This window comes from Immundisolibacter sp. (assembly GCF_041601295.1).
In the GTDB taxonomy this organism is placed as follows: domain Bacteria; phylum Pseudomonadota; class Gammaproteobacteria; order Immundisolibacterales; family Immundisolibacteraceae; genus Immundisolibacter.
This window is the reverse complement of the sequence record NZ_JBFIII010000030.1, coordinates 1-16,383: the sequence shown is the minus strand read 5'-3', so window position 1 is coordinate 16,383 and position 16,383 is coordinate 1. Positions and strand designations below refer to the sequence as shown.

17 protein-coding genes are annotated in these 16,383 nt (G+C 65.0%); 13 read left to right on the top strand and 4 right to left on the bottom strand.

The window, feature by feature from the left end; translation table 11 throughout:
• The first annotated feature begins 21 nt into the window (after positions 1-21).
• The 5 genes from ABZF37_RS05770 to ABZF37_RS05750 are packed head-to-tail and all read left to right on the top strand — an operon-like array spanning position 22 to position 3,766.
• Complete coding sequence (locus ABZF37_RS05770; protein WP_372717729.1) at positions 22-831, top strand: hypothetical protein; 810 nt, start codon at positions 22-24, stop codon at positions 829-831.
• Positions 828-1,286 (top strand): DUF4124 domain-containing protein, encoded by a 459-nt coding sequence (locus tag ABZF37_RS05765; RefSeq protein ID WP_372717727.1) that lies wholly within the window; start codon positions 828-830, stop codon positions 1,284-1,286. The genes ABZF37_RS05770 and ABZF37_RS05765 overlap by 4 nt, the downstream gene beginning before the upstream one ends.
• Positions 1,283-1,789, top strand: a complete 507-nt coding sequence (locus ABZF37_RS05760) for a hypothetical protein (protein WP_372717725.1) — start codon at positions 1,283-1,285, stop codon at positions 1,787-1,789. The genes ABZF37_RS05765 and ABZF37_RS05760 overlap by 4 nt, the downstream gene beginning before the upstream one ends.
• The gene (gene mpl / locus ABZF37_RS05755) at positions 1,789-3,156 is read left to right on the top strand and encodes a UDP-N-acetylmuramate:L-alanyl-gamma-D-glutamyl-meso-diaminopimelate ligase (RefSeq protein WP_372717723.1); all 1,368 of its coding nucleotides are present in this window, start codon (positions 1,789-1,791) and stop codon (positions 3,154-3,156) included. Before ABZF37_RS05760 ends, mpl begins: the two co-directional genes overlap by 1 nt.
• Position 3,157: 1 nt before the next feature.
• Complete coding sequence (locus tag ABZF37_RS05750; RefSeq protein ID WP_372717721.1) at positions 3,158-3,766, top strand: LON peptidase substrate-binding domain-containing protein; 609 nt, start codon at positions 3,158-3,160, stop codon at positions 3,764-3,766.
• A 34-nt stretch (positions 3,767-3,800) separates the two neighbouring features.
• Here the strand turns inward: ABZF37_RS05750 and dapD are convergent, their stop codons facing one another.
• Genes dapD through map form a run of 4 tightly spaced genes read right to left on the bottom strand, consistent with a single transcriptional unit; the run spans position 3,801 to position 9,319 of the window.
• The gene (dapD, locus tag ABZF37_RS05745; protein ID WP_372717719.1) at positions 3,801-4,622 is read right to left on the bottom strand and encodes a 2,3,4,5-tetrahydropyridine-2,6-dicarboxylate N-succinyltransferase; all 822 of its coding nucleotides are present in this window, start codon (positions 4,620-4,622) and stop codon (positions 3,801-3,803) included.
• A gap of 44 nt (positions 4,623-4,666) precedes the next feature.
• The gene (gene dapC, locus ABZF37_RS05740) at positions 4,667-5,851 is read right to left on the bottom strand and encodes a succinyldiaminopimelate transaminase (RefSeq protein ID WP_372717717.1); all 1,185 of its coding nucleotides are present in this window, start codon (positions 5,849-5,851) and stop codon (positions 4,667-4,669) included.
• 13 nt (positions 5,852-5,864) lie between these two features.
• A complete protein-coding gene (gene glnD / locus ABZF37_RS05735) occupies positions 5,865-8,552 on the bottom strand; it encodes a [protein-PII] uridylyltransferase (protein WP_372717715.1) in 2,688 nt (895 codons plus the stop codon).
• A complete protein-coding gene (gene map / locus ABZF37_RS05730; protein WP_372717712.1) occupies positions 8,549-9,319 on the bottom strand; it encodes a type I methionyl aminopeptidase in 771 nt (256 codons plus the stop codon). Before map ends, glnD begins: the two co-directional genes overlap by 4 nt.
• A 220-nt stretch (positions 9,320-9,539) precedes the next feature.
• Between map and rpsB the strand changes: the two genes are divergently transcribed.
• From rpsB to rseP, 8 genes are all read left to right on the top strand, one after another.
• Positions 9,540-10,271, top strand: coding sequence for a 30S ribosomal protein S2 (gene rpsB, locus ABZF37_RS05725; protein ID WP_372717710.1), 732 nt, complete (start codon positions 9,540-9,542; stop codon positions 10,269-10,271).
• Positions 10,272-10,391: 120 nt separating this feature from the next.
• Positions 10,392-11,267, top strand: a complete 876-nt coding sequence (tsf, locus tag ABZF37_RS05720) for a translation elongation factor Ts (protein ID WP_372717708.1) — start codon at positions 10,392-10,394, stop codon at positions 11,265-11,267.
• 6 nt (positions 11,268-11,273) lie between these two features.
• Positions 11,274-12,020, top strand: a complete 747-nt coding sequence (gene pyrH / locus ABZF37_RS05715; protein ID WP_372717706.1) for a UMP kinase — start codon at positions 11,274-11,276, stop codon at positions 12,018-12,020.
• Between the two features lie 2 nt (positions 12,021-12,022).
• Positions 12,023-12,580 carry a ribosome recycling factor gene (gene frr, locus ABZF37_RS05710; RefSeq protein ID WP_372717704.1) on the top strand — a complete coding sequence of 186 codons (558 nt, stop codon included), beginning with the start codon at positions 12,023-12,025 and terminating at the stop codon, positions 12,578-12,580.
• Positions 12,581-12,590: 10 nt separating this feature from the next.
• On the top strand, positions 12,591-13,340 hold the full coding sequence (gene uppS / locus ABZF37_RS05705) for a polyprenyl diphosphate synthase (protein WP_372717702.1): 750 nt from the start codon (positions 12,591-12,593) through the stop codon (positions 13,338-13,340).
• Positions 13,306-14,139: a phosphatidate cytidylyltransferase gene (locus tag ABZF37_RS05700; RefSeq protein ID WP_372717700.1), complete on the top strand. Its 834-nt coding sequence runs from the start codon at positions 13,306-13,308 to the stop codon at positions 14,137-14,139. Before uppS ends, ABZF37_RS05700 begins: the two co-directional genes overlap by 35 nt.
• A 5-nt stretch (positions 14,140-14,144) precedes the next feature.
• Positions 14,145-15,317 (top strand): 1-deoxy-D-xylulose-5-phosphate reductoisomerase, encoded by a 1,173-nt coding sequence (locus ABZF37_RS05695; RefSeq protein WP_372717698.1) that lies wholly within the window; start codon positions 14,145-14,147, stop codon positions 15,315-15,317.
• On the top strand, positions 15,317-16,383 hold a 1,067-nt coding region (rseP, locus tag ABZF37_RS05690; RefSeq protein ID WP_372717696.1), incomplete at its 3' end, for an RIP metalloprotease RseP. The genes ABZF37_RS05695 and rseP, both read left to right, overlap by 1 nt.

Here is a 16,383-nt window from a genome sequence, read left to right as displayed (position 1 = left end):
GGTCGGCGGGTCGCGAGCCTTATGCTCACCGCGCTGTGGCTGGTGGCAGCGCACGCCCAGGCCCGGCCGCAGCTGACCACCATCACCCTGACCCATCGGCCAGCCAGCGAGCTGGTGCCTGTCTTGCAACCGCTGCTGGGACAGCACGAGATGGTCACCGGCGACGCGTTTACGCTGATCCTTAACGTCGAGCCGGCGCGGCTTGAGTCGCTGCGGGCAACGGTCGAGCAGCTCGATCGCGCGCCACGGCGGCTGCGTATTACGGTGCGTCAGGAGCTTGCCGCCGAAGAGCGGATGCGCGGCGCTGGCGTCAGCGGCAGCATTGGCAACGACCAGGCGCGGGTGATTGTGAGCCCGCCCGACACCGGCCACGGCGCGCAGGCGCGTTACCGTGGCATCGGCGTTTACGGGACCGATCCGGGCGGTCGCCAACGCGAGGCCACCGAGCAGACCGTAGTAACTCTTGAAGGCCGCCCGGCGCACATCGCCATCGGCTTGGTGGCGCCATTCGCGAGCCTGTGTGAAGACCAGTTCGGCGCACGCCGCGAATGTACGCAGTACCGCGAGGTAAGCACCGGCTTCGAGGTACTGGCCCGCCTCAGCGGCCAGGGCGTGACGCTCGACGTCGCGCCCCGGGCCGAGCAGCTTTCTGAGCCTGGCATGGTGTCCTTCCAGGTGGCGCAAACGCAGCTGCATGGCGCGCTTGGCGAGTGGCTGGAAGTGGCCGGCGAGACCAGCGCGGGCGGCGGCCTGGAGCGCAACGTGATAGCGTCTACGGCCCGTTCCAGCCGCAGCGAGCGGCGCATCGCCATCAAAGTGGAGCTCGAGTGATCTACCGCTACCTGCGCTTCCCCGTCCTGCTGCTGGCGCTGCTGGCCGCCACTGCGCAGGCCGCCGACATCTATCGCTGGACCGACGCCCAGGGCAAGGTCCACTACAGCGACCGGGAACCGCCCAGCGGTGCTGAGAAGATCGACGAACCACCCCCACCCAGCGCGCTGTCACCGGAGGAAATCGACGCGCGCCTGGATGCCATACGCAAACAGCGCCGCGATGCCCTCGAGACCCGTGCCCAGGCCAAAGACGAGCAAGCCAGGTCCAAGGAGGAGCGAGACAGGCTTGCCGCCCAGTGCGCTGCGGCACGCGGGCAACTCCAGGCCACGCGGTCGGCACAGCGCATCCGGGATGCCGACGGCCACTGGTATACCGGCGAAGAACGGATCAACAAAATAAATGAGCTTGAGGCCACCATTCGCGAGTACTGCGGCAGCAGCAAAACGCGATGAGCTCGCCTTGGCGTCCGCTCGGCGATCTGGTCGTCGACCTTTTGCGCCTGCGTAAAGGACCGCAGGACGTACCCTACTCACCGACGCTGTTGCTGCTAACCCTGATCCCCTACGCGCTGCTGGGCAGCGCCCTGGCGGCGTTTATCCTGCCGCCGCTGCAAGCCCTTTTATACGGCCCCGCCGAGGCGGCGCTACTGGCGTTGCTGGTCTACGTCACGCTCAGGCTGTACCGGCATCCAACACGCTTTGTACAGACCCTGACCGCCCTGACGCTGGTCGGCAGCGTGTTCAACGCACTGTCCCTGCCGCTGCAGGCCGTGGCCCAGTCAAACAGCAGCGTCGGGTTGCTGATGCTGGTACTGGTGGTGTGGAGTTTCGCAGTGTCGGTGCAGATCCTTCGCCTGACGCTCGACATCCCGGTGCCCGGCAGCGTGCTGGTGAATCTGGCGTTCTTTTTCATTGCCTATTTCGTGCTCGGCTATTTGTTCGGCCTGTCCAGCTGATGCACCTGCACGTCCTTGGCATCTGTGGCACGTTCATGGCGGGGCTGGCGCAACTGGCCAAGGCTTTGGGGCACACCGTGAGCGGCTGCGATTCAGGCGTTTATCCGCCGATGAGCGAGCAGCTGCGAAGCGCCGGGATTACTCTGACCGAAGGCTACGACCCGGCACAACTGAGCCCCATCCCCGACCTGTGCGTCATCGGCAACGCGCTGTCGCGCGGCAACCCGCTGGTCGAGCACATCCTCGCCGAGGGCCTGCCCTATACCTCCGGACCGCAGTGGCTGGGCGAGCAGGTGCTGGCCGGGCGCCACGTCCTGGCGGTGGCGGGCACCCACGGCAAGACCACCACTGCCAGCCTGCTGGCGTGGATCCTAGAACACGCCGGGCTTGCGCCGGGCTTTCTGATCGGTGGCGTGCCACAGAACTTTGGCGTGTCGGCACGCCTGGGGCACGGCCCGTTCGTGGTGGAAGCAGACGAGTACGACACGGCATTTTTCGACAAGCGCGCCAAGTTCCTGCACTACCGGCCGCGAACCTGCGTGCTGAACAATCTAGAGTTCGATCACGCGGACATCTACCCTGACCTCGCCGCCATAGAGTGGCAGTTCCAGCAGTTGTTGCGCTGCGTACCGGGCAACGGCCGCTTGGTGGTAAACGCCAGCGACGCCGCGCTCGCACGCGTGATGGAACGCGGTTGCTGGACGCCGATCACGCGCTTTGGGCCCGATGCTGACTGGCAGGCACGGCCACTGAGCGCTGACGCCAGCCGCTTCGAACTGCACGTGGCGGGCACGCTGATCGGGGTGACGCAATGGCCGCTGGCCGGCGTACACAACCTGAGCAACGCCCTGGCCGCGATGGCAGCGGCCGCCGAGCTTGGTGTCGGTCCGGCACTGGCGCTACCGGCACTGGCCAGCTTCAGGAATGTGCGACGGCGGCTTGAGGTGGTGGCGCAGGTCGGCGATGTCACTCTCTATGACGACTTTGCCCACCACCCTACCGCCATCGCCGCCACGCTGGCCGCCCTGCGCGGGCGGGTGGGCGCGGCACGCATTGTGGCGGTGGTGGACCTGCGCTCGAACTCCATGCGCTCGGGCGCCCACCGCGGGGGGCTGGCCGGGTCGCTGGAGCTGGCTGATGTGGCCCTGCTGCACTGCGCTCAGGCACTGGACTGGGACGTGGAGGAGGTACTGCACGCCTTGCCGCCGAGCAGCGGCTTTTTCACATCGCCGGAAACACTGGTCGACGCGCTGCTGGCCAGCTGCCAACCGGGTGATCATATCCTCCTCATGAGCAATGGTGCCTTCGGCGGCGTGCATGCCACACTTGAAACAGGAGTAAGAAGCAAATTCGGCGGAGGATCTTGACGTGCCAGAACTGCAAACCTTCACGCTACCCGTGTTCCCCCTGGGCAGTGTGCTGTTCCCCGGTGGCGTGCTGCCGCTGCGCATATTTGAGCCGCGGTACCTGCACATGGTCAGCGACTGCATCAAGGAACAGCATGGCTTTGCCGTATGCCTGATCAGCGACGGGCGCGAAACCGGCCAGGCGGCGCGGTTTCACCCGGTCGGTACGCTCGCCCGCATCGAGGATTACGACCAGGACAAGAGCGGCATGCTGCATATCACCGTGCGTGGCGAGCAGCGGGTGCAGGTGCTGGCCAGCCGTGTCGGCACCGACCAGCTGGTCATGGGCCAGGCCCTGCACATCGAACCCGAAATCCCGACCGGCATCGCCGAGCGGCACTTTGCCCTGGTGGAACTGCTCAAACAGGCGATGGAGGAGTACGACCCCGAGTTCGGTCGTGCCGAGGAACTGACCGACGCCAGCTGGGTCAGCTTTCGGCTGGCCGAACTGCTGCCCCTGCCCCCCGCGCGGCGGCAGTGGCTGCTGGAACTGACCAACCCCCTGCTGCGCCTGGAAGCGCTGACCCAGTTCATCGACGAACTGCGCGCCGGCGAGGCCATGCGGCACTGAACCCGGGGCGATTTCCCGGAGCCTGAGGGCGCGGCTAGACCCCGCGCAGCAGTTCGTTGATACCCACCTTGGCCCGCGTTTGCGGGTCCACCTGTTTGACGATGACGGCGCAATAAAGGCTGTGGCTGCCGTCGGCGGCGGGCAGGTTGCCCGGCACCACCACCGCCCCGGCCGGCACCCGGCCGTAGCTGATCTGCCCGGTTTCGCGGTTGTATATCTTGGTGCTCTGGCCGATGAAAACGCCCATTGAAAGCACCGCGCCACGCTCGACGACCACCCCTTCGACCACCTCTGAGCGGGCACCGATGAAGCAGTCGTCCTCTATGATGGTCGGCGTCGCCTGCAACGGCTCCAGCACACCACCGATACCGACACCGCCCGACAGGTGAACGTTCTTGCCGATCTGCGCGCAGGACCCGACCGTGGCCCAGGTATCGACCATGGTGCCGCTGTCCACGTAGGCGCCGATGTTGACGTAGCTTGGCATCAACACAACACCGGCGCCGATGTAAGCGCCACGACGCACCGTCGCCGGCGGCACCACGCGCGCACCCTGGGCGGCGAACTCGGCCGACTCGTAGCCGGCGAACTTGGTCGGCACCTTGTCGAAAAAGCGCCCGAACCCGCCGTCCATGACGGCGTTGTCGGCAATACGAAACGACAGCAGTACCGCTTTTTTAAGCCATTCATTGACGTGCCAGCCGGTGGCAGTCGGTTCGGCCACGCGCGCCGTGCCGGCATCCAACAGCGCCAGTGCGCCCTCGACGGCCTCGCGCACCGCGGGACTGACATTGGCCGGGTTGATTTCGGCGCGTGCCTCGAAGGCGGTTTCGATAACGCGGATCAGGTCCTGCATGAGCTTTTTAATTTCCTTTCGTTTATGAATTGCATGGGCACGACTCAGGCACTCAAGGCCTGCGCCAAACGGTGCAGGGCCTCGGCACATTCGGGTTCCGTCGCCACCAACGCCACGCGCAGGTGGCCGGCACCCGGGTTGATGCCGTCCTGCTCACGGGCCAGATAGCTGCCCGGCAGCACCCGCAGGTGCCAGTCGACGAACAGGCGCCGGGTAAAAGCCAGATCATCGCCCCCCGGCACCGGCAGCCACAGACAAAAGCCGCCTTGCGGCGCGGGCATACCCAGTGTCTGCTGCGCCTGCGCCAGTTTTCGCCGATACCCGGCACGACTGTCGTTGACATGTGCTTCGTCCTGCCAGGCGGCGACGCTGGCCGCCTGCACCTGTTCCGGCACAGCGCAACCGTGATAGGTGCGATACAGCAGGAAACGCTCGATAAGACGTGCATCGCCAGCGACAAATCCCGAGCGCAGCCCGGGCACGCTGGAGCGCTTGGACAGGCTCTGGAATACCAGGCAGTGATCAAAATCATCCAGTCCCAGCGCCAGACAGGCGGCGAGCAGACCCGGCGGAGGCGCGGCATCGTCGGGATAGATTTCCGAGTAACACTCGTCCGAGGCGATGACGAAATCGTGCCGTAGCGCCAGTTCGATCAGAGTTTTCAATTGATCCAGGGTAAGCACCCGCCCGGTCGGGTTGTGCGGCGAACAAACGTAAAGCAACTGCACATCACGCCAGGCGGCGGCCGGCACGGCATCGAAATCCGGCTGGTAGCCGCGGGCCGCCAGGCACGGCACATACAAAGGCTGGGCGCCGGCCAGCAGCGCCGCGCCCTCGTAGATTTGATAGACAGGGTTTGGCATCGCCACGCGCGCGCCGGGTTGGCGGTCCACCAGGCATTGGGCGATGGCAAACAGGGCCTCGCGCGTGCCGCTGACTGGCAGAACCTGGCGGGCCGGATCGACAGCACCGGTGGGCAGGTCCTGACGGCGTTGCAGCCAGTCGGCGATGGCGTTACGCAGCAGGTCGGAACCGGGCGTTTTTGGGTAACGGCCGAGTCCGTCCAGCTGACCAACCAGCGCGTCCCGTATCAGGGCCGGCACCGGCTGGCGCGGCTCGCCGATGGAAAGATCGATCAGCGGCAGGCCAGCAGCGTGGTGCGCACCCGCCAGCAAGCCCCGCAAGCGCTCGAACGGATACGGCTGCAGCTGCGAGAAGCCGGGATTCATGCGCGGCACGTGCTCAGGCAGCCGGCTTCAGCTCGCCGTCCAGGCGCTGTACCAGCTGCCTCTCCAGGGCATCGAGTCGACCGGCGTCGGTGACTGCGTGACCGTTCGCATCGGTCACGAAAAAGGCATCCTCGGCGCGCTCGCCGTAGGTGTTGACGCGTGCGTTCTGTAACACCAGGCCGCATTCGGCCAGGGCTTGCGCCACTTTCGACAGCAGGCCCGGCCGATCCTTGGTGATGAGCTCCAGCACGGTGCGGTCGCGGCTCAGGTCGGTGGTGAACGACACTTCCGTGTCCACGCGGAAGGCCTTCTGCTGCCGGGTGGAGCGCCGCCCTCCCGAGCTCAGCGACAGCGTGTCCTGCAACAGGGTGTCGCGCAGCGCGGCGCGGATTTCGCGCCGCTGCGCCGGATCCGACACCCGCTCGCCGTACAGGTCGGTGACCAGGAACGCGTCCAGTGCGTCACCGTCGCGGCTGGTATAGATACGCGCATCGACGATATCCAGACCCAGCCGGTCCAGGGTGGAGGTGATGGCAGCGAACAGATATTTACGATCGCGCGTGTAGACCATCACGCCGGTGCTGCCCCGGTTCGGGAAGTCGCGCGTGGCCACTACCGTTGGGTGGTCACCGCGCGCGCGCAGGATATGCTTGGCGTGCCAGGCGATTTCCTCGGCTTCGAAACGCAGGAAGTAGTCGTCATCGAGGCGATTCCAGAACTGATCGCATTCGCGCGAATCCACCTGCTCGGCGGGGAGCAGAGCAGCCGCGCGGGCACGCACTTCCAGTGCCTGATCGTGGGCATCGATGGGACTGCCCAGACCCCGCCGCAGCGCGCGCCGGGTTGCCAGGTACAGCGTTCCCAGCAGCGAGCCTTTCCAGGAGTTCCACACCGTCGGTCCGGTGCCGCGCATATCGGCGACCGTCAGCAGGTACAGGTAGTCCAGATGTACCTGGTCGCCGACCGTTGCGGCAAACGCGCGAATAACCTCGGGGTCGCCGATGTCCTGTCGTTGCGACACCTTGGACATCAGCAAATGGCGGCGCACCAGCCAGGCCACCAGTCGACCGTCCAGATCGGACAAACGGTGCAGGCGACAAAACTCGGCGGCATCGTGCGTTCCAAGATCCGAATGATCGCCGCCGCGGCCCTTGGCGATGTCGTGAAACAGGGCTGCCAGGTACAACAGGGCCGGCTTGGGGATGCCTGGGTATACCTGGTAACCGAGCTCCAGGGCGCTGATTTTCTCGTCCGGAAATGCATAGCTGCGGGTGTTACGCAAGACGAAAAGGCTGTGCTCGTCGACCGTATAAACATGAAACAGGTCGTGCTGCATCTGCCCCACCACGCGCCCGAAAGCCGGGATGTAGCGCGCCAGCACCCCGTAGCGGTGCATGCGCTGCAATTCATGGCCAATGCCATGCGGCTGGCGAATGATTTCCATGAACAGGCTGGTGCAGCGCAAGTCAGCCCGAAAGCGGTCATCGATCAGATGCAGGTGTCGGCGGATCAGGCGCACCGTGTCGGCGCGCACGCCTCGAATACTTCGTCGGTGCTGTTGCAGCAGCAGAAATATTTCGAGGAGCGCAAACGGATAGCGCCGGAACACGCGCTCGTCGCGCGCCTCGATGAAGCCCTTGCGAATCTGGAACCGGCTGTTCAGGGGCGTGGCGCGGTCGCTGCGCCGCGCCAGCAGGATTTCCTCCTCGAAATGCTGCAGCAGCATCTCGTTCAGCCGTGACAGACCTTTGACGGTACGGTAATACCGCTTCATGAACTGCTCGACGGCCAGGCTCTGGTCCGAGTCCTGGTAACCGAAGCGGCGCGCCAGCTCGCGCTGCTGATCGAACAACAGATGGTCGTGCTTGCGCCCGGTCAGCAGATGCAGCCCGTTTCGCACCTCGGACAGGAACTCCTGACCTTCGCGCAGCAGTTCGTACTCGTCCTGCTCCAGAAACTGGTGGTCCACCAGCTCGTGCAGTGTACGGGCGCCAAAATGGCGTTTGGCCACCCAGCCGATGGTATGAATATCCCGCAGCCCGCCCGGGCTTTCCTTGACGTTCGGTTCCAGCTTGTAGGCCGTGGCGTCGTACTTGTCGTAACGCGCCCGCTGCTCGGCCAGTTTGGCTGCGAAAAATTTGCGCGTGGGCCACATCTGTCGCGGCCCGGTGCGCCGACACAGCTGCTCGAACAGAGCCTCGTCGCCCATCAGCAGCCGTGCCTCGATCAGATTGGTGGCGATGGTGACGTCGCGCCGTCCCTCGTCCAGGCATTGCCGGACACTGCGCACACTGGCGCCGATATCAAGACCGACGTCATACAGGAAAGTGACAAACCGGCTGATGGTATCGGTCGCGCGCGTGATGTCCCGGCCGCGCGCCGCCAGCACCAGGATGTCCACGTCCGAACAGGCATGTAATTCACCACGCCCGTAACCGCCCACCGCCACCAGCGCGAGGCGATCGCCCGCGGCAGTGCCCTCGACCTGATCGGCCCAGATACGACGCAGCAACAAATCGACGAACGCGGTGCGTGCGTGCACGATGTCCGCCCCCGCCGGCTTACGGTCGTACTCGGCTCGCAAGTGGTCCATGAACTGCTGGCGCAGCTGACGACAGGTCGCTGCGCTCACACCGAGCGCATCCAGCCGCTGCGCGACTGCTGGCGCATCGAACAAGGGCGCGCGCGGCGGAGCGTTCACGGCTGCTTCTCGTCCGCCCGCAGGGTCAGCACTTCAACGCCGGTATCGGTTACCACCAACATGTGTTCCCACTGCGCCGAAAGACTATGGTCCTTGGTCACCACCGTCCAGCCGTCGGCCAGCAGCTTCACGTGACGCTTGCCGGCGTTGAGCATCGGCTCGATGGTGAACACCATGCCAGGCTCCAACGTCAGGCCGGTACCGGGGATACCGTAATGCAGTACTTGTGGTTCTTCGTGGAACTCACGCCCGATTCCGTGGCCGCAGTACTCGCGCACGACCGAATAGTTGCGGGCCTCGGCATAGGTCTGGATGGCGTGGCCGATATCGCCCAACCGGACACCCGGACCGACCATGCGAATGCCGACCCACAGCGCCTCGTAACAGGTCTCGGACAGGCGGCGTGCCAGCACCGACGGCGTACCGACGCTGAACATGGCGCTGGTATCGCCGTGAAAGTCGTCCTTGATGACCGTGACGTCAATGTTAACGATGTCGCCCTTCCTGAGCGGCTTGTCGTTGGGAATGCCATGACAGACGACATGATTGACTGAGGTACAGATGGACTTGGGGAAGCCGTGATAGCCCAGCGGCGCCGAGCGACAGCCCAGCACCTGTGTGGTGTACCGCTCGCACAGGTCGTTCAACTCGTCGGTGGTCACACCGGGACGCACGTGCTCGCCAATCATTTCGAGCAGTTCGGCCGCCTGGCGGCCAGCACTGCGCATCACAGCAATCTCTTCGGGGCTTTTTATGGAAACGGTCATGTGCCTGCAACTTGCCGCCAGGGTGGGGAAGCGGCAGCGGGATAGGGATAAAAGCGGGGTAAAGGCGTGGAAATGTAGCAGCCGACGCCAAGGGCGGTAAATACGAGCGATTGTGACACCCGCCGAACGGTGCTATAAATCGCGCCCTTAACGCCGGGTCCCGGTCGATAATCTTTTGCCGCACGCCGGCAAAACACGCTGCGTTGGAGCATGTTGTCTTATGGGTGGAGTTTCCATGCGTGACCTTTTGGACGCGGGTGTCCATTTCGGTCATCAGACCCGCTACTGGTCGCCGGCCATGGCGCCGTATATATACGGAGTACGCCAGAACATCCATATCATCGACCTTGAGCATAGCTTGCCTATGTTGCAGGATGCGATGAACTTCCTCGGCAAAGTGGCGGCTCGTGGCGGCAACGTTTTGTTTGTAGGCACCAAGCGCCAGGCCCGCAAACTGGTCGAAACGCACGCAAGCTCCTGCAGCATGCCATTTGTCAGCTACCGCTGGCTGGGCGGCATGCTCACCAACTACCGCACCGTGCGCAAATCCGTGGATCGCCTGATCGATCTGGACACCCGCATCGAGCTGGGCAAAGTCGGTGACCTGAGCAAGCGCGACATCCTGAAACTGAATCAGGAGCGGGACAAGCTGGTGCGCAGCGTGGGCGGTATTCGCAACCTCAAGGGCATGCCGGACGCGCTGTTCGTTATCGATACCGGTTACGAGCACATCGCCGTCGAGGAAGCCAACCGGCTTGGCATTCCAGTGGTGGCGGTGGTGGACACCAATAACCGTCCGGAGCAGATTGATTACATTATTCCGGGCAATGACGACTCCATCCGCGCCATTGACCTGTACCTGGGCCAGGCGGCCGAAGCGATACTGAACGGTCGCGCGGCGCAGGCTGCCGGTGGCAGTGACGAGTTCGTCGAAGTGGCCGAAGCTGGCTGAGACGGCGCGGCGCTGCCGCAGGCCACGTCGATAATTTTCCAAAGAGGGGTCCAACCCCTCTTTTTTTGCTTGGGTGCGCGGCGAATAGGGCGGCGCGGCACCCCGACCGAGGATAAGCGTATGAGCGTATCAGCAGCACTGGTCAAGGAAATGCGCGAGCGCACCGGGCTCGGCATGATGGAATGTAAGCGGGCGCTGACCGAAACCAACGGCGACGTTGAGGCGGCCATCGACCTGATGCGCAAGGCCGGCGCCGCGCGTGCCGACAAGAAAGCCGGGCGCACTGCCGCTGACGGCGTGATTGTGCTGGCGGCGAGCGAGGACAGTCGCACGCTCGCGCTGACCGAAGTGAATTCGGAAACCGACTTTGTCGCCAAGGATGCTGGTTTCCTGGCGTTCGCCCGGGCCGTCGGCGCGCTGGTACTCGGCGAGGCGCCGTCCGATGTGGAACACCTGTCAACGCTGGCCATGGACGGCGGCACCGTGGAGGAAGCCCGGCAGCAGCTGGTGGCCAAGATCGGTGAGAACCTGCGCGTGCGCCGCTTCGTGCGTCGTGAAGCCGGCACCGGCGTCATCGGCAGCTACGTTCACGGAACCCGGATTGGTGTGCTGGTGCACCTCGAAGGCGGCGACCTGGAGTTGGCCCGCGACCTGGCCATGCACGTGGCAGCCAGCCGTCCCCTGTGCGTGTCGAGCGAGCAAATCCCGGCCGAGGTGCTGGCACGGGAGAAGGAAATTTACGACGCGCAGGCGGCTGAGTCCGGCAAGCCGGAAGACATTCGCGCCAAGATGGTCGAAGGGCGCATACGCAAGTATGCCGCGGAGATCACCCTGCTCGGACAACCGTTCGTGAAGGATCCGGATATCACCATTGAGCAATTGCTCAAACGCAGCGGCGCGCGCGTGCTGGGCTTTGACCGGCTGGAAGTCGGCGAGGGCATAGAAAAGCAGGCCGACGACTTCGTCGCCGAAGTGATGAAACAAGCCCGGAGCTGATCGACCATGGCTGCGGCAGCGCCCAAGATCCAGCGCATCCTGCTCAAGCTGAGCGGCGAGGCGCTGGCCGGAGGCAAGCCGCATGGCTTCGACAGGCCAGCCATGCAGGCCGTGGCGGAAGAACTCAGGCCGGTGCTCGCAGCGGGGGTGCAAGTCGGTTTGGTGGTCGGCGGCGGCAATCTGTTTCGCGGCCTGCCGGCGGCGGCCGACGGTGCCGATCGGGCCACTGCCGATTACATCGGCATGCTTGCCACGGTCATGAACGCACTCGCCCTGCATGAAGCACTCGAAACCGCCGGTCTGCCAGCGCGGGTCATGTCCGCGCTGGCGGTCACCGGCGTGGCAGAGCCGTTCATTCGCGCCAAGGCATTGGCCCATCTTGCCAAGGGCCGGGTGGTTCTGTTTGCCGGTGGCACTGGTAATCCATACTTCACAACCGATACTGCGGCTTGCGTGCGTGCGCTCGACATTGGCGCCCAGCTGCTGCTGAAATCGACCAAAGTAGACGGTGTCTACGATGCCGATCCGGTGTTGCATCCCACCGCATCGCGCTATGAGCAGCTGGATTACGATGAAGTCCTGCAGCGGCATCTGGGCGTGATGGACGCCACGGCCGTGGTGCTGGCTCGCGAGCATGGCTTGCCGGTGCGGGTATTCGACATGCATAGCCGTGGCGCGTTGGCGCGCATCGTTCGGGGTGAGGCGGTCGGAACATTGATGTCAGCGTCTGCCTCAGACCGGTCGGGGAGATAAACATGATCGATGACGTTCACAAAGATGCCGAGCAACGCATGGTCAAAACCCTCCATGCACTGCAGGAAGAACTGAAAAAACTCCGCGCTGGACGCGCCCATCCGGCGCTGCTGGACCAGATCCACGTCAGCTACTATGGCGCGGACACACCGCTACGGCAGTTAGCCAACGTGAATGCCGAGGACGCCCGTACCTTGCTGGTGGCGCCGTTCGACAAGAGTTCCGTGGCGGCGATCGACAAAGCCATTCGCGAATCAGACCTTGGCTTGAATCCTTCGACTTCGGGCATGGTGATTCGCGTACCGTTGCCAGCATTGACCGAGCAGCGGCGCAAGGAACTGATCCGGGTGGTGCGCTCCGAAGGCGAAGCGTGCCGGGTCGCCCTGCGCAACGTTCGGCGCAACGCCAACGCCTCGCTCAAGGAACTGGAGAAGGAAAAACTGATCTCGAGTGACGAGGCGACCCGCGGAGAAGCCGAAATACAGAAGCTCACTGACCGTTACGTGGCCGAGACCGACTCCCTGCTGGCGGCGAAAGAAGCCGACCTGCTGGACGTCTGATGCGCCCCCCGTGACCACGCCCCCGGCCACGCACGCACTGCAACACATCGCAATCGTCATGGATGGCAATGGCCGCTGGGCGCGCCTGCGGCGCTTGCCGCGGGTAGCAGGTCACCGTGCCGGTGCCCGTGTGGTGCGCGAGATCGTCGAGGCGGCCGCCATGCGCGGCGTGGCCAACCTCACGCTGTTTGCCTTCAGTAGCGAGAATTGGCGCCGGCCGGCGGACGAGGTGTCGTTGCTGATGGCGCTATTCGTGCGCGCGCTGCGCGACGAGGGAAACCGTCTGGTGGAAAACAACGTTCGCCTGACGGTCATTGGCGATCGCGCCGCCCTGCCGGTTCGCTTGCAAAAGACCATCGCGCGGGTGGAGGCGGACAGCGCCCACTGCAACGGCATGCGCCTTACGGTGGCGGCCAACTACGGTGGGCGATGGGACATTGTGCAGGCCGCCCGGCGCATCGTCGCCGCCACCGCCGCCGGTGAGTTCGACCCGGCAACACTCGACGAAGCCAGCTTCACGCCTTGGCTAGCCCTCGACCAGGCGCCGCCGGTAGACCTGCTGATCCGCACCGGGGGTGAGTTTCGTATCAGCAATTTTCTGCTTTGGCATCTGGCCTATGCGGAGCTTTATTTTACGGACACCCTGTGGCCGGACTTCGACCCCGCCGCGCTGGATCTGGCCTTGGATTGGTTTGCCAACCGTGAACGACGCTTCGGTCGCACCGATGAACAACTACGCATTGGCGGGACTGGTGCCTAGATCGCGCCTTCTCACCGCCGCCCTGTTGTTGTGTTTGGTTCTGCTGCTGCTATGGCAGGGCAGCACGGTCTTGATCCTGGCGGTGTTCGCGGCCATCGCGTTAGTCGCCGTGTGGGAATGGGCGGGCATGTGTCCGGGGCTGGAGGGCGCCTGGCGCTGGCCACTGCTGGCGACTCTCGCCGCGACCATGCTCGCTTTGTATTTCCTGCCGACTGTTGTGGGCGCGATGGTGCTGGCGGTCGCATTGCTGTGGTGGGCGCTTGCTCTGGGGCTGGTGCTGCGCTATCCGTCGCTGCCAGCCTGGCTCGGCGGACCTTTGGCACAGGCCCTGATCATCGGGATAGCGGTGGTTCCAGCCTGGCTGGCGCTCAGCCGCTTGGCGGCAGGGCACCGCGGACTGCTGCTGGTGTGTCTGTCCCTGGTGTGGGCAGCCGACAGCGCCGCTTACCTGGTCGGCCGCCGTCTTGGTTCGCGCAAGCTGTGTCCCCAGGTAAGCCCCGGCAAAACGGTTGAGGGGCTCGTCGGCGGCCTGGTAGCGGCAGCGTTCACTGGTCTGGCCGCCGGGCTGGCGTTCCGGCTCGACACAGCGGCCCTGATAGGCCTCATGGGTCTGACCACCCTTTGTGCCGCACTGTCGGTGGTCGGCGACCTTGCCGAGAGCCTGTTCAAGCGCCGCGCCGGCATCAAGGACAGCGGCGCTGTGCTGCCGGGGCACGGCGGGGTGCTCGACCGCATCGATGCCCTGCTCGCCGCCGCGCCGTTGTTTGCACTCGCTGCGCCCCTGCTGGTGGGGGACTGAACCGTATGCGTGGTATCGCCCTGCTCGGCGCCACCGGCTCCATTGGTGACAGCACGCTGGCTATCATGGCACTGCACCCGGACCGGTATCGCCTGCAAGTCGCCGCGGCGCGGCGCAACGTGGCACGCATGCTGGAAATCTGCCGCCAGTTCCGACCACCGCTGGCGGTTCTTACCGAGCCCGCGGCAGCCGCGCAACTGGCAGCAGCCCTTGGTCGCGATGGTCCGACCCGGGTGCTCGCCGGAAGCGAGGCACTGAAGCAGGTCGTGTGTGCCCCCGAGGTGGACCTGGTGGTTGCCGGCATCGTCGGCGCCGCGGGGCTCGAGTCCTCGCTTGCCGCTGCCGGCGCTGGCAAGACGCTTGCACTGGCCAACAAGGAAGCCCTGGTCATGGCCGGCGGCTTGTTCATGGAAGCCGTGCGCCAGGGCGGCGCCACGCTGATCCCCATCGACAGTGAAACGAACGCCATGTTTCAGTGTCTACCCGCCTATCGCTGCGGCGAGCCGGCAGCCGAGCGCGGTGTGCGGCGATTGTTGCTTACCGCGTCGGGGGGACCGTTCCTGCGGGTAAGTGCGGCGCAGATGGCGAATGCCACCCCCCGGCAAGCCTGCGCCCACCCGCGCTGGGTAATGGGGCGCAAGATCTCCGTCGATTCCGCGACGCTGATGAACAAGGGACTGGAAGTGATCGAAAGCGCCTGGTTATTCAACCTGCCGGCCACCGCCATTGAGGTGGTCGTCCACCCGCAAAGCGTGGTCCATTCGCTGGTGGAGTACAACGACGGATCGGTGCTGGCCCAGCTTGCGACGGCGGACATGCGGGTACCGATCGCCCATGCCCTGGCCTGGCCGCAGCGCCAGGCGTCTGGCGCCACAATGCTTGATCTTGTCAGTATCGGCCAGCTCGATTTCGAGGCGCCGGATCGGACACGCTTTCCATGCCTCGATCTTGCCTACCAGGCACTGGCCGGCGGCGGCACGGCGAGCACGGTTCTGAACGCCGCCAACGAAGTCGCGGTCGACGCCTTTCTGAACGGTCGACTGGCCTTTGGCCGCATCGCTGACATCGTCCGCGGCACGCTCGATACGCTACCCAGCGAGCCGGCAGACAGTCTGGACAGGGTGCTTGCCGCAGACGCCGCCGCCCGGCGCCTGGCCGGCGCGCGGGTCAACGCCTGATGCTGAACCTCCTGTGGTCAGTGGGCGCCTTTCTGGTCGCCATCGGGGTGCTGGTTAGCGTGCACGAGTACGGCCACTTCTGGGCCGCGCGGCGCGTCGGGGTCAGGGTGCTGCGATTTTCGGTCGGCTTTGGTCGACCCCTGTGGCGGCGGGTCGACCGCCATGGCACCGAATTCGTGATTGCCGCGGTGCCGCTTGGCGGTTACGTCAAGATGCTCGACGAAGCCGAGGGAACGGTTCCGCCCGAGCATTTAGAGCAGGCATTCAACCGTCAACCGCTGTGGGCACGCGTCTGTGTTGTGGCGGCCGGTCCTGTCGCCAATCTGCTGCTGGCCTGGCTGTTTTACTGGCTGATGTTCGTCATCGGCATCTATGGCCAGCGCCCGTTGGTCGGCGAGGTGCTGCCCGCTACGCCGGCAGCCGTGGCCGGCTTCGTCGCTGGCGATGAACTGCGCGCGATCGCGGGGCGGCCGGTACGCACCTGGGAAGAGGTGAGCCTGGCAATGATCCCGGCGGCACTGGCGGGCGACACGGTGGCGGTCGAGGTCACCCCTGCCGGAAGCGGCACAGGGCTGCGACGGCTTGATCTGTCGAGCCTGGACTACCACGCAGAGGATCCGGACGTGATGCGCCGGATCGGTCTTGCCTGGCGGACGCCGCGGGTCGAACCGCGCATTGGGGACGTAGTCAGCGGCGGCGCGGCCGCTCGGGCCGGACTACAGGTCGATGATGTGCTCCTCAGCGCCAATGGCCAAGCGCTTGTCGACTGGTCGGGTTGGGTTGATCTGGTCCGCGCCAGTCCGGGCAAGCCGCTGGATCTGCGCCTGCTGCGGGGCAGTACCCAGATTGACCTGATCGTGACCCCTGAGGCGATCGATTCCAACGGTGAGCGCATCGGCCGCGTCGGTTTGGCCGTGAAGGTGCCAACGCTGCAATTCGACGACTATTACGTCCGCTTACGTTACGGCCCCCTGGACAGCGCCGGTCAGGCGTTGTCCAGGCTGTACGACATGGCGGCCCTGACCGCAGATATGACAGGACGCATGCTGACCGGCGACGCCTCCAG